9 protein-coding genes are annotated in these 15,833 nt (G+C 47.8%); 6 read left to right on the top strand and 3 right to left on the bottom strand.

All coding sequences use genetic code 11. From position 1 onward, the window contains the following. Positions 1-231 precede the first annotated feature (231 nt). Together P2A85_RS17690 and P2A85_RS17685 are read left to right on the top strand one after the other, a co-directional pair. Entirely contained in the window at positions 232-657 is a 426-nt protein-coding gene (locus tag P2A85_RS17690; protein ID WP_340518282.1) for a photosystem I reaction center subunit II PsaD, read from the top strand. A gap of 165 nt (positions 658-822) precedes the next feature. After that, entirely contained in the window at positions 823-1,683 is an 861-nt protein-coding gene (locus P2A85_RS17685) for a GNAT family N-acetyltransferase (RefSeq protein ID WP_377474278.1), read from the top strand. 8 nt (positions 1,684-1,691) lie between these two features. On the opposite strand, the gene P2A85_RS17680 is transcribed toward P2A85_RS17685, so the two are convergent. Then, positions 1,692-1,838 carry a hypothetical protein gene (locus P2A85_RS17680; protein WP_377474276.1) on the bottom strand — a complete coding sequence of 49 codons (147 nt, stop codon included), beginning with the start codon at positions 1,836-1,838 and terminating at the stop codon, positions 1,692-1,694. A 13-nt stretch (positions 1,839-1,851) separates the two neighbouring features. Between P2A85_RS17680 and trpE the strand changes: the two genes are divergently transcribed. Both trpE and P2A85_RS17670 read left to right on the top strand, forming a co-directional pair. Further along, positions 1,852-3,405, top strand: a complete 1,554-nt coding sequence (trpE, locus tag P2A85_RS17675) for an anthranilate synthase component I (RefSeq protein ID WP_377474274.1) — start codon at positions 1,852-1,854, stop codon at positions 3,403-3,405. A 304-nt stretch (positions 3,406-3,709) separates the two neighbouring features. Further along, entirely contained in the window at positions 3,710-4,399 is a 690-nt protein-coding gene (locus P2A85_RS17670; protein ID WP_377474272.1) for a Uma2 family endonuclease, read from the top strand. Positions 4,400-5,013: 614 nt separating this feature from the next. On the opposite strand, the gene ppc is transcribed toward P2A85_RS17670, so the two are convergent. Beyond that, positions 5,014-8,118, bottom strand: a complete 3,105-nt coding sequence (gene ppc / locus P2A85_RS17665; RefSeq protein WP_377474270.1) for a phosphoenolpyruvate carboxylase — start codon at positions 8,116-8,118, stop codon at positions 5,014-5,016. Positions 8,119-8,248: 130 nt separating this feature from the next. Continuing rightward, positions 8,249-8,473, bottom strand: a complete 225-nt coding sequence (locus tag P2A85_RS17660; protein WP_341732254.1) for a hypothetical protein — start codon at positions 8,471-8,473, stop codon at positions 8,249-8,251. A gap of 144 nt (positions 8,474-8,617) precedes the next feature. Between P2A85_RS17660 and P2A85_RS17655 the strand changes: the two genes are divergently transcribed. Beyond that, positions 8,618-12,142 carry a hypothetical protein gene (locus P2A85_RS17655; protein ID WP_377474268.1) on the top strand — a complete coding sequence of 1,175 codons (3,525 nt, stop codon included), beginning with the start codon at positions 8,618-8,620 and terminating at the stop codon, positions 12,140-12,142. A gap of 680 nt (positions 12,143-12,822) precedes the next feature. Then, positions 12,823-15,696, top strand: coding sequence for a zinc-dependent metalloprotease (locus tag P2A85_RS17650; protein WP_377474266.1), 2,874 nt, complete (start codon positions 12,823-12,825; stop codon positions 15,694-15,696). Positions 15,697-15,833 lie beyond the last annotated feature (137 nt).

Raw genomic sequence — 15,833 nt, 5'->3', positions numbered from 1 at the left:
TCCCCAACTGACCCTAGCAATAGCCTTATTTAATACTGATTTATGATGATTTTACACGGTCCAATTTGGTTTTTGCACTGGGGTGACAATTCCCAAATTTACCATCATAATTTCCGAACTTAAATTATCATAAAATATCCCCAGGCAAAAAACTGTTAACTTTCCTTACAATTTCGAGATTAGGGTGACACTCAGGTGATAGGATGCCCTAAAAATCCTTTGGATATATCTATGGCAGAAGAACTCACTGGACAACCCCCTATCTTCGGCGGCAGCACCGGCGGCTTGCTGACTAAGGCGCTAGTTGAAGAGAAGTACGCGATCACTTGGACTAGCCCCAAGGAACAGGTGTTTGAAATGCCGACAGGCGGCGCTGCAATCATGCGTCAAGGCGACAACCTGCTGTATCTGCCCCGGAAGGAGCAGTGCATCGCTTTAGGCGGCCAACAACTGCGGGCTAAATTCAAAATCTCGAACTACAAGATTTACCGTGTATTTCCCGACGGTTCTAATGAGTACCTGCATCCCAAGGATGGCGTGTTCCCTGAAAAGGTGAACGAAGGTCGTCCATACAACGGTAAGGTTGACCGCAATATTGGCAGCAATCCTAACCCGATTAAGGTGAAGTTCACCGGTAAAAAGACCTACGAAGTTTAGGTTTTGAGGGAATCGCTGAGCTCGAACGGGTAGTATTTCCAGAAAAGCTCAGCTTGTATTTTCTGGTTTGTAGTAGCGCTTGGGCGCGGCGGGCTGTTTCTATCTCGCCTAAGCGCAACTACAAACTGTTTATGCGATCGCAAATTAAATTAATAATTATCAAAAATGACGGTAGAAATCAGGCGAGCAACTCATCAGGATATTGATGCTTGCGCTCGGATTAATTATGAAGCTTTTAAAGGTATTTCCGATCGCCATAAATTCCCGACAGATTTTCCCACACTGGATTTTGCCACCGAAATCACCGATATTTTAATCCACAGCCCATCGTATTTTGACATTGTAGCTGAAAACTCCGGTGAGGTGGTTGGCTGCGGTTTCATGGACGAACGCAACGCGATTCGTGGCATTGGGCCCGTTAGTGTCGATCGCACTTTTCAAGGAAAAGGAACAGGAAGGCAAATCATGAAAGCCTTGCTGGAACGGGGACAGGAGGCTCCAGGTATTCGTTTGGTACAAGAATCTTTTAACTTGGCATCCTTGTCACTATACATTTCTCTAGGTTTTGAGGTGAAAGAACCTTTGGTATTGATGGAGGGGATGTTTAGCAGTCCGCCACAGTATGACTTTGAGGTGCGGCAACTCAGCAGTGAGGATATAGATGAATGTCAGGCTTTGTGTAATAGAGTGTATGGGTGCGATCGCACTTCCGAAATTGAATACGCCCTGAATCACCTTTCTCCCTTAGTTACCACCAAACAAGGCCGGATTGTGGCCTATACTTGTGCGGTATCTACTTTCGGTCACAGCGTCGCCGAAACAGCAGCCGATATGCAGGCTTTGCTGTTGGGGGCGGCAGCCTATAGTCCCGGAGAAGTGCTTTGTTTTCACTTGCCGGTGCGCTATGCAGGTTTGTTTCGCTGGTGTTTGCAAGAAGGGCTGCGCGCCCTCAAGCCGCTGGCGGTGATGGCAGTTGGTGAGTACCAGCAACCTGTGGGATGTGTCCTTCCGTCCTATCTTTATTGATTATTTAATTAAAGTTTACTACAGCAACCGCCAAGACGGTTAGGAATTTCTAAATCGCTGATAATATTGCTATTATTGCATTTTCTTTCATCCTTCTTTGTACCCGATCGCCGAGTCGAAGGGCCATCTTCCATCTTCCATCTTCCTTCTTCCATCTTCCTTCTCCCTATGATATTCCCCGATTTCTCACAATTCTCCGAACTGGCAAAACAAGGCAATTTTGTCCCTGTTTATCAAGAATGGGTTGCTGATTTAGATACGCCAGTTTCTGCGTGGTATCGGGTTTGTGCCGGTCAACCTTATAGTTTTCTGCTGGAGTCAGTCGAAGGTGGGGAAAAAATTGGGCGTTATAGTTTCTTAGGGTGCGATCCGTTGTGGATTTTGGAGGCTAAGGGAACCCAAACAACTCAAGTTTACCGCGATGGTTCCCAAAAAGTATTTAGTGGCGACCCGTTTGTGGCTTTAACTGAATGTTTGCAGTCTTATCAACCCGTGAAATTGCCACAGTTACCAGCGGGAATTGGGGGGTTATTTGGGTTTTGGGGTTATGAGTTAATTAAGTGGATTGAACCCCGTGTTCCTGTGTATCCGGCTGGGGAGAAAGATTTGCCGGATGGGTTGTGGATGCAGGTGGATAATTTGTTGATTTTCGATCAGGTAAAACGGAAGATTTGGGCGATCGCCTATGCAGATTTGCGTGAAGTTGGGGTTGATTTAGCCCAGGCTTATGGGCAAGCGTGCGATCGCGTTTCTCAGTTAGTTGATAAGCTGAAATCCCCCCTTTCTCAGCAATCTACTCTCATAGAATGGACTCCTCCCAATCACGGGCAAGATGCCAGTTCCACCACCGGAAATACAGAAACAGAATTGAGTTATACCAGCAATACTAATCCCGAAAAGTATTGTGCCAATGTCTTAAAAGCCAAGGATTATATTAAAGCCGGAGATATTTTTCAGGTAGTGATTTCCCAGCGACTGGAATCTGAATATAGTGGCGATCCTTTTGCACTTTACCGCTCTTTGCGTTTGATTAATCCTTCTCCCTACATGGCTTATTTCAATTTCAAAGATTGGCAAATTATCGGTTCCAGTCCAGAGATTATGGTGAAGGCGGAAAACACGCCAGATGGCAAGAGAATGGCAACTTTGCGCCCGATTGCGGGTACTCGCCGCCGGGGTCAAACTCCTCAAGAAGACGATGCTTTGGCGGCCCAATTGCTGCAAGATCCCAAGGAAATTGCCGAACACGTCATGTTAGTTGATTTGGGCAGAAATGACTTGGGCAGAGTTTGCCGCAGCGGTACGGTAAAAGTTGATGAATTAATGGGAATTGAGCGTTATTCTCATGTGATGCACATTGTGAGTAATGTCATCGGAGAATTGGCTGAGGATAAGACTGCTTGGGATTTGTTGAAGGCTGGTTTTCCGGCGGGTACGGTTAGTGGTGCTCCCAAGATTCGGGCGATGGAGATTGTACACGAGTTAGAAGGTTGCCGCCGGGGACCATATTCTGGGGTTTATGGGTATTATGATTTTGAGGGACAGTTGAATAGTGCGATCGCGATTCGGACTATGGTTGTTCGCTCTTTAGGTGCTGATAAACATTCGGTTTCTGTGCAAGCTGGTGCTGGTTTGGTGGCAGATTCTAACCCAGAAATGGAATATGAAGAAACCCTGAATAAAGCTAGAGGGATGCTGCAAGCAATTCGTTGTTTGAAATAGGAAATTAGCGAGGCCCAGTCAAAGCATCTGCGTTACCAGGCTCTTTCTGGTAACGAGAATAACACAAAAAAACTAGAAAAATTACCAATTACCAATTACCAATTACCAATTACCAATTACCAATTACCAATTACCAATTACCAATTACCAATTACCAATACCCAATTACCAATACCCAATTACCAATACCCAATTACCAATACCCAATTACCAATACCCAATTACCAATGCTCGATTGTACCTCCTATGAGAGATCGAAAGGCTATAGTTATAATCAGATTTAGAAGTTTCTGGTGCCCTTCCCATGACTCCTCAACTACAAACTCAGCCACAGCCCACGAAACAACCAGAAAAAGTCCTGTATCCAGACAGTGATGGACAGCCTATGTCAGATAACACCCTCCAATTTGCTTGGATTGTCAAACTCAAAGAAGGGTGCGAAGCCTTATTTAAAGATAATCCCACTGTATTTGTAGCTGGGGATTTACTCTGGTATCCCGTCGAAGGCGACAATAAGACGAGGCGCGCCCCTGATGCTATGGTGGTATTTGGCAGACCCAAGGGATATCGAGGGTCTTACCAGCAATGGCTAGAAGATAATATCCCTCCGCAAGTCGTCTTTGAGATTTTGTCCCCCGGAAATACTTTATCGGAAATGGCACTGAAGTTGCAGTTTTATAGCCGCTTTGGTGTAGAAGAATATTACCTTTACGATCCAGAACGTAACGATTTAACTGGATGGCAAAGAGACGAAACAGGACTAATTGTAATTGAATCCTTGGATGGGTGGGTAAGTCCGCGTCTAGGGGTCAGATTTGTGTTTGCAGAACCAGAATTAGAGGTGATTCGTCCCGATGGAAAGCGCTTTTTGTCTTATGTAGAGTTAATGGAACAGCGGGATGAACTGGAACAACAGCGGGATGAACTGGAACAACAGCGCGATCGCATGGCTGCAAAACTGCAAGAATTGGGTATCGATCCAACTCAGCTTTAAGTGATAATTAACTGATTTAACTGGTTCCCAGGCTCTGCCTGGGCACCGATATCCAGAGGCTCTGCCTCGTCGAAGAGAAGGAACAAAGGAACAAAGGAAAGGAACATAGGAGGCAGAGCCTCTAGATCTGCGTTACCAGGCAGAGCCTGGTAACGAGTAAAACTGGTTTAACTGGTTCCCAGGCTCTGCCTGGGCACCGATATCCAGAGGCTCTGCCTCATCGAAGAGAAGGAACAAAGGAACATAGGAGGCAGAGCCTCTAGATCTGCGTTACCAGGCAGAGCCTGGTAACGAGTAAAACTGGTTTAACTGGTTCCCAGGCTCTGCCTGGGCACCGATATCCAGAGGCTCTGCCTCATCGAAGAGAAGGAACAAAGGAACAAAGGAAAGGAACATAGGAGGCAGAGCCTCTAGATCTGCGTTACCAGGCAGAGCCTGGTAACGAGTAAAACTGGTTTAACTGGTTCCCAGGCTCTGCCTGGGCACCGATATCCAGAGGCTCTGCCTCGTCGAAGAGAAGGAACAAAGGAACAAAGGAAAGGAACATAGGAGGCAGAGCCTCTAGATCTGCGTTACCAGGCAGAGCCTGGTAACGAGTAATCAACTCAAAATCATCAACCGGTATTCCGCATCCCCGCAGCAATACCATTAATCGTCAACAGAGCTCCCCGCAACAATTCACCTTTGCTGTAACGCGAGTGAATTACCCCCGGCACAGCACCACTACCATGTTGCCGCAAGCGTTTCAGCAGTGAAACCTGCAATAAACCCAAAGGTACAATGGTGGCATTTCGCAACTGCACGGAACGCTGCAATGCCGGATCTTCGTCCAACAAACGTTGGTGTCCGGTAATAGTTAAAACCAAATCGCGAATCAGGTGATATTCGCAAGAAATTTGTTCAAACAAAGTCTGAAAACGCGCTCTATCCTCTGGAAGAGATAACTCTCGGACGTAGTGTTCGGCAATCTGCAAGTCTACTTTGGATAAAGTCATTTCCACCTTAGAAATCACCATTCTAAAAAATGGCCATTTCAAGTAAAAATACTGCAAAAGTTTCAAATGTTCTTCCGGTTCCTCTAGCAAAAATTCTTGTAGAGCCGTACCCACACCGTACCAGGAAGGAAGCAAAAAGCGGCTTTGAGTCCAGCTAAACACCCAGGGAATTGCCCGCAAACCGCTGATATCTTTCTTGCCGCCACGACGGGCTGGACGAGAACTAATTTGCAACTGACTGATTTCTTGAATCGGGGTAACATGGTGGAAGAAATCGACTAAATCGGGCTGTTCGTAGATTAAGTTACGGTAGTGCGATCGCGATTTTGCAGACAACTCCTCCATAATCTGATTCCAAGGGTCGATCCCATCGAAACCTGTGTGCAGCAAACTAGCTTGAATCACTGCTGCGGCCACAGTTTCCAAGTTGTAAAGTGCTAACTCTGGCAAAGAATACTTAGAAGCCAAAACCTCCCCTTGTTCGGTAATCTTAATTCGCCCGCTAATACTCTTTCCTGGCTGAGCCAAAATTGCCTTATAAGCAGGCCCGCCACCGCGGCCTACAGAACCGCCCCGGCCGTGAAAAATTCGTAATTCCACACCGTAGTTTTCAGCAACTATTTGTAAAGCTTTTTGAGCTTTCTGAATTTCCCAATTGCTGCTGAGGAAACCCGAATCTTTATTACTATCTGAATAGCCCAGCATCACTTCTTGCAAGGAAACAGCCGGGGAAGAATCGGACAGTTGCTGAGCCTTGGCAGCAGCGTAACCTCCAGCTAATAAAGCGCGATAAAGTGGTAGTTCAAATACCTGCTGCATCACGATCGGTGCTTTTTTCAAATCTTCCACTGTTTCAAACAGAGGTACTACTTGAACGCTGCTAATTCCTGTGGCAGGATCGTAGATTCCGGCTTCTTTTGCTAATAGTAAGACTGCTAGCAGATCGCTGACATCGTGACTCATGCTGATCACGTAAGTTTCGCAAATTTCCGGCCCAAACTCCTGGTGCATTTGCCGCAATACTCGGAAGGTATTAATTGTCTCGCAAGTTTTGGGAGAAAATGGTAATTCTGCGGGAATTAAAGGCCGGCGAGTTTGCAGTTCAGTTGCGAGCCAAATAATTCGCTCCGATTCGGTCATTTGATTGTAGGGCGTTGGCAAAATTTCCAGGTATTGAGCAATTTCGTTCAAAGCGTCGGAGTGTACTGTGGACTCTTGGCGGATATCTAGGTAAGCCAAATTAAATCCGTAAATTTCTACTTGACAAAGCAGATTTTCCAAGTCTCTACAACTCAAACCTGTTTCGACCAAATTGTGCTGGATTAGCTGCAACTCCGTCAAAAATTCTGTGCCCGATCGATAAAGACCGGTCATGCCAGCATTTGCTGACAAAGCTTCCCGTTCCCGCTGCAACTCGTCTCCTTTGTATAGTCGCCAATTACGATCGCGGGTATTTTCCAGTCGCTGAAGCACGTAAGCCAGCTTCAGTCGATAGGGTTCTTGGCGGTAACGAATCGCCCACTGCTCGTAAACTTCCGGGAATTCGGATTTGTCGCGATCGAGAGATTCGAGTAATTCCGGCAATACGTCGCTCCAGTGTAGCGACAAACTCAACAACTCGTTGAGGCGCTTGACGGCATTGATGTACTTACACAGCACCAAATGGCGCTGATAGCAAGCCGTTTGCCAAGTAACTTTTGGAGTCACAGAAGGATTACCATCTCTGTCGGAACCCACCCAAGAACCAAACTTGCAAAAGTTGTAACTGGGTGGTTTCAGGTAAGGGAAAGAAGCGTGTAGGGCTTGCTTGAGGCGGTGATAGAGTTCGGGAATTGCATCAAAGAGCACTTCATCGAAGTAGTGCAAAGTGTACTCCACCTCGTCAAGCACAGTGGGCTTGAACTGGTGCAGCTCGTCAGTGCGCCACCAGAGGCGAATTTCTTCCATCAATTGCTCTTGCAGAGCGCAAGCTTCCCAGGAAGACACCGCGTAGGGACTTTCAGAGTCTGTCCCCACGAGCGGAAATTTCTCATCAACTTGGTCTAGTTTTTGCAGAATCTTGGCCATCCGTCGCTGCTTGGTGCGGATCGTGTTGCGGACAATTTCCGTCGGGTGGGCTGTAAATACCAAGCGGATGTCTAACTGATCGATCAAGCGCTGAATTTGCTGGCTAGGCACGTTCAAGCGCAGCAGCATCGGGAACAGTTGGTGAAAAGTTCCTGCGTCTTTGCTCATGGTCTCGGTTTCTGTCCGACGGTCAGTTTTTGGGGACGGGCCTTCTCGGTGTCGCGGGCGATCGGGCGCATCCATGGCATTTCCAGGCAACTTAGAAAACATCCGTTCCCCAGCAGTGTTGCTACCGAAGTAAGCTAGCTGTTGGTCTCGCTGTTCGTAGTGCTGTTCGACAATATTGATTAACTGAAAATAGAGTGCAAAAGCCCTGGCCGCGCGAATGGCGGCGTTGAGGTCGAGCTTTTCGATTAGCTGCAAAACGTTGGATTCCAGAAAATGAGTGGCTTGTCCCTCGGCGGAATTGACCGATCGCATTTGACCGAGCAAGTCTACCAATTCCTGTCCGCACTCTTGTCGCAGCACCGATTTCCACAGGTCCTCTACTATTTTGAGGCGATTGCGTAGAAACAGGTCTGATTTTGAGTGGGGAATAGAAGGGGAAATAGATGTGGAATTAATAGCCTGTTCTGAAGACTGGAGGAGTGAACTCATCGGGGCTGTTCCTCAATAGCTGCGGGTGTCTAGAAAATTGTATGGTTTAGTCTTACCGAAAACACTTTTTTTTGCGGTCAAATACGAGACAACTTGATTGTACTTAGGGAGCATGGGCCCTCTGAGCTTTCTACTCCTTGGCGTAGGGAAAGTTAAGCTGGGGGAGGCGAGATCCCCGAAACACTTCTTCGCTTTCAACGCCGAGGGAGCTAACAAACTCTGCTGTAGCCTTAGCAACGAGCAAACCACCAAGCAGTGGCAATGTCACCAAGCTCAAGACAACATCAGAGGGAATTAGACAATTTTGACCTTGAAGTGTTTGTGTTTTTGATAAATCTCGGTTTTCCGACGGCATAAGTCCCTCCTGAGTTTTCTGTTACCCCAGTTTACAACTTAACAAAATACTGCAAATATAGTAGCTGGCTGTCTTCTTCCTGGAGACAATTATTCAATTATTTAATCTAAAATCTACAATCAGAAATCTCAAATTAGTAGTCCCATGTTGAATGCGAACGGGAGTATATTGGCAGATAATCGATCGGCCGCGTCGCAGTGGGCGCAAGCAGCTTTGGGGCTTCCCGAAGTTCAGTTACAAGTACGGTTGCGAGGAAATCACCTCCACATTTTGTGCGAAGCAGCGCTGTGTCCGTCCCAGGAATTGGTGACGGCGAGATTCACATCGGCGATCGCCCAAACGGATTTTACTCGACTCCTGCCGCCCGATCGACCAAAAATTTACCAGTTATTTCTGTGCGGGCGCAAACTCGGTTCCCGGCAAAATGACTGGACAGTCCGGCTCGATTGCAGCAGCCCCCAAAAACAGGAAAATGACACCAGCGTTGCGGAACCACCAGCACCGACAATTCCCCCCGACGCACCGCCCACAGAGGCTCCAAAAGCAGGATTTTTCGGGAAATTCCGCAATCAAAACCGCAAACTCAAACAAATCTCCAATCCAGTCGCCCCCCCCACCAGCGCGCCACAGTTGCGGGAAGAACTCGAATTTGATGCGGAAACTCCCCCCAAAGCCTCCGGGATAGAATACCGAGAACTGTTTGAAACGGCTCCAGTGACGATCGACACTTCAGCCAGTTATGCTTTCAGTCCCCCCCCAGTAAACGGACATCAAACAACCCAGCAGCAAGAGAACCGTGGCGCAGTAGCCCTGATTCAATCCCCCCAACCAGTTATCGGCGACAGCGCCAAGACATCAACGCTGACACTGCCGGTGGAAAGTTTTGCCAAGCGGGGCTATCCAGATGCGATCGCCAGTTATTTGAGCGAAATCCTAGGACCGATGGGAGTTTCGGTCAAAGTTAGCATCCGCGAAAAAGAACTCCCAGACAGCCCCCAAACCGATGATTCCCAGCCACGGGAACATCTCAAAACCATTGACAGGCGACTGCTGGTGCTATGCGAATCTGGATACAGCCCCGATCCATCCTTGCTAGCAGCACCCATCGCCGGGAGGCTGCGGAAGCTCAAACTAGAAAATTTCCGAGATGCGGTAATTGTCAGCCAAGTCAGCGGCGAAGCAAAGCCAGACTGGATGCTGCGGGTAGACTTGACACCACCGGACAAAATTCTCAAAGCTTGGGCCCGCTGGGGAGATGTCCAGTCGATCGCCAAACTGTTAAACCTACACTTGGCACAATCGCAAGTAGAAGTGCGAGCAACCCTGAAAGAATCAACCCTACACCTGTTTTGTAGCAAGGCGGCCAGCAAAGGGCAAAAGCAGAAAGCACCAGCCTACCCAGACAAACAGGAAACAGCCGACGCGATCGCCCCCCTGCTTGCCTCCTTCGCGCCCCAGGGCATTCATGGAGCCACTCTCTACGGCGTTAAAACAGTCAGCGATCGCAAAACCCAGCCTGATTCGCCAGGGTGGATAGACTGGGTGGACTTGCCGGCGGCTCATCATCCAGACTTGGCTCCCAGCCCCAGAACTTTAGCGGCCGAGGGCGATCGCTCGGCCCTGACTTTTTTATTAAACAGGTTGCTCAACCCCAATCTCAAACGCAAGTTACAAACAGGCGGTATCCGGGCTGTCGTACTCCAAAAAGACGACGTACTCCACATCATGACCGAATCTCTGACTTGCCCTTCTCAGTCCAAGGTGGGCCCACCAGTGGTGAAGTTCTTGCGGGAGTTAAAAATTCCCGGAGTAGCAGGAGTGCGAGTCTACGGGCGTCGCGCGGGCCAAAAAATACCTCTGTGGCGTTACGGACTCAATCTCACAACGGCGACTAGCCAAGCATCAGCGCCCACAGCAGCCTCCGTGGACTCCCAACTGGCGGTGTTTGAAAAAGAGCCGGTGCCGGAGTTCGCCACATCAGCAACCGATGGGACTTTTTCGAGTTTGGGCGAAAATTTAGTCTTTCCTGGGGATGCCAAACCCTCTGGCAGGCATCGGGGCTTCAAAATCCGACTCCCAGGCTACAACCTAGGGGAGCGATTAGTTCCAGCTTTGGTACAGCCCCTTGTGGCTTCCGGTTTATTTGTACCCAATGATGGTTTGTCAACTTCTGTGGCTGGTTCTACGAGTGTCAGAGCCGATCGCGCCGCGGGTATTGCTTTGGTTTGGGCGATCGCTGGCTGTCTGTTGACTTTCAATAGCGATTGGTTACTTGGTCAATTTGTGAAATATACGACGGTCAGTGCAGCTCCTAGGGCGATGTTGGCGTGCAGCGACCAAAATTGTCAAAATTCAAGTGTCAAGCCTGAGAGCGACGTTAAAGCCCCTGTGGTGAGTCCAGCATCCCCCGTGCCTCCCCAGTCTCAGGAGGTGAATTTGCCTCAAATACCCTTGGAACCCTCGCCCTTGGCCAATGGGGAAGATGCTTTCAATGGTTCTGGGTTTACCAAGCCAGGGAATATCGCCGTTCCTGTAGCTGAGGCCCCTCCTGCAATGGTTTATCCGACTTTGAGGAGCGAGCAGCTTGACGCTCAAATAGCTCGATATCAAGAGTACATCCGTCAGCATCAAAGACCGCCGGATATCTTAATTGTGGGCAGTTCCAGGGCGCTGCGGGGCATCGATCCGGCAGTTCTGGAAACCTCTTTGGCCGCTGGGGGCTATCCGGGGCTGAAAGCTTACAATTTTGGGGTGAATGGGGCGACTCTTCAGGTTGTAGATTCGATCGTCCGCCGGATTTTGCCACCGCAACAATTGCCGAAATTGCTGGTTTTAGCCGATGGGGCTAGGGCTTTAAATAGCGGTAGGCCAGATTTGACTTTTAGTGCGATCGCTTCTTCTGAAGGCTACAGACAATTAGCCCGTGGTAGTTTTCTGATCCGCACTAATCAATTAGAAACGGAAGTATCCAAGGAAGTGACGCATAATCCGCTGGCGGCTGTCGCTGCATTGGCTCACAATTTCGAGCAGAGTCAAGCTAATGTTCAGCAATTGGTTAATCAAAAGTTGGTGGAGACTTCTGCAACTTATAAAAAGCGCGATCGACTCAAGGACTTTTTGCGATCGCTAGTCAATCCATCGGCCCCAGCCTTAGTCAATAGCAACGAAACCGAGACAGCCTCCAACCAAACAGCCGAAAACCCCCAGCAAACTCCTCTTGAGCCCAAAGAAATCAGCGATTTTAAACCAAACGGCTTTTTGCCGATCGATGTCCGTTTCAATCCCGATACTTACTTTGAGAAACACGCCAAAGTATCGGGGTATTACGACTCTGACTATCAAGACTTTAAATTAATCGGCGAACAAACTGTAGCACTCAAAAATCTCATCGAATTTACCAAAGTTCGCAACATCAATCTGGTGTTTGTGAATATGCCTTTAACCGAAGATTACTTAGACCCGGTGCGGACAGCTTACGAACAGGAATTCCGACAACATATGCAACAGTTAGCAGCTCAAACAGGATTAATTTTCCGAGATAATAGTTTATTATGGCCGCAGGCACGGGAATCTTTTTCCGATCCTAGCCACCTCAACCGCTACGGGGCGATCGCCGTTTCTAAACAATTAGCTCAAGATCCAATGATTCCTTGGCCTGTTAAAAAGTAGTTTATACAATCAGGAAAGAAGAAGAAAGAAGAACTCGCCTTGGGGGACACAGGGGGGGGTGACATCTCCCTGATTTCTTCTCCCTGAATTTCCCCCCTTGGTGGGCACAGGGGGGGTGACTTCTCCCTGATTTCTTCTCCCTGAATTTCCCCCCTTGGTGGGCACAGGGGGGGGTGACTTCTTCCTGATTTCTTCTCCCTGAATTTCCCCCCTTGGTGGGCACAGGGGGGGGTGACATCTCCCTGATTTCTTCTCCCTGAATTTCCCCCCTTGGTGGGCACAGGGGGGGGTGACTTCTTCCTGATTTCTTCTCCCTGAATTTCCCCCCTTGGGGGGCACAGGGAGGGGTGACTTCTTCCTGATTTCTTCTCCCTGAATTTCCCCCCTTGGGGGGCACAGGGGGGGGTGACTTCTTCCTGATTTCTTCTCCCTGAATTTCCCCCCTTGGGGAGGGTAGGGGGCAGGGCTGTTTCATTCTCTTGTAGGGGCGGTGCCCCCGTGCCCGCCCCAACCTCTGAAACACATACAAAATCGTGGATGAGGAGGGTAGGCACGCACCATCCACTACCCCTACAAAACGATGATTTGTTTGAGAATAAAACAGCCCTGGGGTAGGGGGGGGTTCTTCTTCCTTCTTCCTGATTCCTTCTTCCTTCTTCCTTCTTCCTTCAATAACCAACATGAAAAATCTGACATCTACTAAAAACAGCACAAATCCACCACCTAAAAATCCCCGAAAAAATAGGCCTTTGATATTTTTCATACTATGCCTAGCATTTTTCCTATTCAGTTTATATCAAGGTTTATTTTTACCCTATTCCCTATCAGCACCAGGGCCAGGAAAAGAACAAAATAGCGAACCATCCTTGCAACCCTTCGATGAAGTCATCAAAGACACCCAAAAATCCGAAGGAATGTTTACCCTGTATACAAACAAAACCACAGATAAAGTCTATCTAGAAATTAAGCCAGAACAACTAAATAAAAAATTCCTCTGCTTTGTAACCCTAGCTTCCGGCTTAGGAGAAGCAGGAATTTTGAGTGGACTTCCCTTCGGAGACTTCTTATTTCAACTGAGAAAACTCCAAAATAACGTACAATTTGTAATTCCAAATATCAACTTTCGCACCAGTCCTGGCGATCCACAAACAGGTTCCGTAGAACGAGCATTTAGCGAGTCTATCCTGTATTCTTTACCCCTCAAAAGCATTCACCCCCAAAGACAAACTCTACTGATAGACTTGGGTGATTTGCTCATGAGCGAAAAGCGTGACTTGCCAGGGGTAAAATCATTTTTGCAAATGATTTTAGGTGCATCTTATTCACTAGATGCTGACAAATCTTACTTTAAGGAAGTGAAAGCCTTTCCCTTAAATGTAGAGATTACTTCTGTCTACGGTTTTTCCAGCGATAATGACAGTTCCGTCAACTATTTACCCTCAATTCCTGACAGTAGAGCTTTCAATCTTCGCATTCACTACAGTTTCTCAGAAGTGCCATTAAATAATGGCTATCGCCCCAGATTCGCGGACGAAAGAGTTGGTTATTTTATCACAGCATATAAAGACTTTTCTGACAATAGCAGCCGGGAGCCTTTTGTGCGCTATATCAATCGCTGGCATTTGCAAAAACAAATTCCCAATGCTCCGATTTCACCGCCAGTGCAGCCGATCGTCTTTTGGATTGAAAACAATGTACCTCTGGAATACCGCAACGCCATCCGTGAGGGCATTTTGGAATGGAATAAGGCTTTTGAAAAGGCAGGATTCAGTGACGCAATTCAGGTCAAACAGATGCCGGACAATGCGAAATGGGACCCGGCGGATGTTCGCTACAATACTATTCGCTGGTCGAGTTCCTTCGATCCTGAATTTGCTGGTCTGGGCCCCTCTCGCACTAACCCGCTGACTGGAGAAATTTTGGATGCGGATATTTTGTTAGATGCTAATATTGTCAGACAAATTAAACAGGGCTATCGGTCTTTGGTGCAACAAAATCGCTCGGTTGCTAAGAGTTTTCAAGGACAAAATGGCTCTAACACAAATCCTTGTCAGTTCGGGATGTATTCTCGCTATTTGAGAGTGCTAGGAAATGATAATTTAGGCACGGGAAATAAAGAAAATTCTGCGGTTGAACTGGTTGATGATTTACCAAACTTGGTGGAAAGATACCAACAGCAAAAGCGATCGCCTGTGTCGCGGTTGATGTCGGATTCTGATTTGTGCTTTGGGTTGGAATCCAGCCAACAATTTGCCATGGGTGCAATGTCGATGTCTCTGTTGGGTAATGGGACACCTAATAGTTCGGAAATTGAGGATTATGTGAATCAATATATCCGATTTTTGACTGCTCACGAAGTCGGTCACACTTTGGGTTTGAGGCACAATTTTCACGGTAGTACGATGCTGCAACCGGAGGAGTTGAATAATACTCAGTTAACTCGCACTCAAGGTTTGGTGGCGTCGGTGATGGATTATGTGCCGATTAATTTGGCGGCACCGGGAAGTGTCCAGGGCGATTATTACCCCATGATTGTGGGGCCTTATGATGATTGGGCGATCGAGTATGGTTACAAGGTGCTTGGTGCTGTCAATCCCAGTAGCGAATTGCCAATGTTACAGGAAATTGCCAGTCGTGCTGCGGAACCGCAATTAGCTTATGCGCCGGATGAAGATGCTGTTGATATTCTCGATCCGGCTGCTAATACTTTCGATCTTAGTGCCAATATGCTCGCTTATTCCCAGTTGCAATTGGAGAATGCTAGGGTGATGTGGAAGCGTTTGGAAAGCAGAATTCCGGTTGGGGATGATGGTTACAATGAACTGCGGGTGATGTTTGATTCGGTGTTTGGATATTATTTTCAGCAGGTAATGAATGCTACTTTGTATGTGGGGGGAGAGTCGTTTAATCGAAGTCGCCCTGGCGATCCGAAGGGGAAATTGCCCTTTGTGCCGATCGCACTTAGTCAGCAGCGAGAAGCATTAGCAACCCTGGATAAATACGTTTTTGCACCGGATGCGTTTAGTTTTGCGCCCCAGTTGCTGAATAAATTAGCGCCCTCTCGTTGGAATCACTGGGGAAGTCCAGCTTTGGTGTTTCCTTTAGATTATCCCATTGGCGATCGCATTACTTTTTTGCAGCGGTTTGTATTGCGAGTTTTGCTCTCTCCTGAGAGGCTGGTGAGACTGCGGGATTCGGAGTTAAAATCGGCATCGGAAAGTGCTCTGAAGTTGCCGGAAGTGTTCGATACTTTACAACAGGATATTTGGCAAGAAGTTTTCCATCCGACGAACAAAAAGATGGAGATTTCGACTTTTAGGCGTTCTTTGCAGCGGGAACATTTGGCAATTTTGATCGGTATGGTGTTGCGAAAAACGAGTGTTCCTGAAGATGCGCGGACTTTGGCTTGGTACGAGTTGCGGCAGTTGCGGGAGGGTTTGAGTAAGACTATTCGCAGTTTGGATCGGAATGGGGATGCTTATATGCGGGCTCATTTGGAGGAAACGCGCGATCGCATTTCTAAGGTTTTGAATGCACAGATTCAGTCGAATTAATTGGATGTGATTACTTTCCCCCACTAGACATCTCCCATAATTATTGTGGAACAGGCATCCTGCCTGTTCAAGACTCGCTTTTTGGGAGATGTCCACTGATCAGTGTAGGTTATAGCAACCGCCAAGGCGATTAGGAT

The organism is Microcoleus anatoxicus, from assembly GCF_042465725.1.
Classification (GTDB): Bacteria; Cyanobacteriota; Cyanobacteriia; order Cyanobacteriales; family Microcoleaceae; genus Microcoleus; species Microcoleus anatoxicus.
Note: the sequence above shows the minus strand (reverse complement) of the source record. Positions and strands in the feature narration are given on the sequence as shown.

Bases quoted from the DNA above. Each gene is read 5' to 3' on its own strand.
- ppc (WP_377474270.1), bottom strand. From the start codon at position 8,118: ATGAGTTCACTCCTCCAGTCTTCAGAACAGGCTATTAATTCCACATCT.
- P2A85_RS17670 (WP_377474272.1), top strand. From the start codon at position 3,710: ATGACTCCTCAACTACAAACTCAGCCACAGCCCACGAAACAACCAGAA.
- P2A85_RS17650 (WP_377474266.1), top strand. From the start codon at position 12,823: ATGAAAAATCTGACATCTACTAAAAACAGCACAAATCCACCACCTAAA.
- P2A85_RS17655 (WP_377474268.1), top strand. From the start codon at position 8,618: ATGTTGAATGCGAACGGGAGTATATTGGCAGATAATCGATCGGCCGCG.
- trpE (WP_377474274.1), top strand. From the start codon at position 1,852: ATGATATTCCCCGATTTCTCACAATTCTCCGAACTGGCAAAACAAGGC.
- P2A85_RS17680 (WP_377474276.1), bottom strand. From the start codon at position 1,838: ATGGAAGAAGGAAGATGGAAGATGGAAGATGGCCCTTCGACTCGGCGA.
- P2A85_RS17685 (WP_377474278.1), top strand. From the start codon at position 823: ATGACGGTAGAAATCAGGCGAGCAACTCATCAGGATATTGATGCTTGC.
- P2A85_RS17690 (WP_340518282.1), top strand. From the start codon at position 232: ATGGCAGAAGAACTCACTGGACAACCCCCTATCTTCGGCGGCAGCACC.
- P2A85_RS17660 (WP_341732254.1), bottom strand. From the start codon at position 8,473: ATGCCGTCGGAAAACCGAGATTTATCAAAAACACAAACACTTCAAGGT.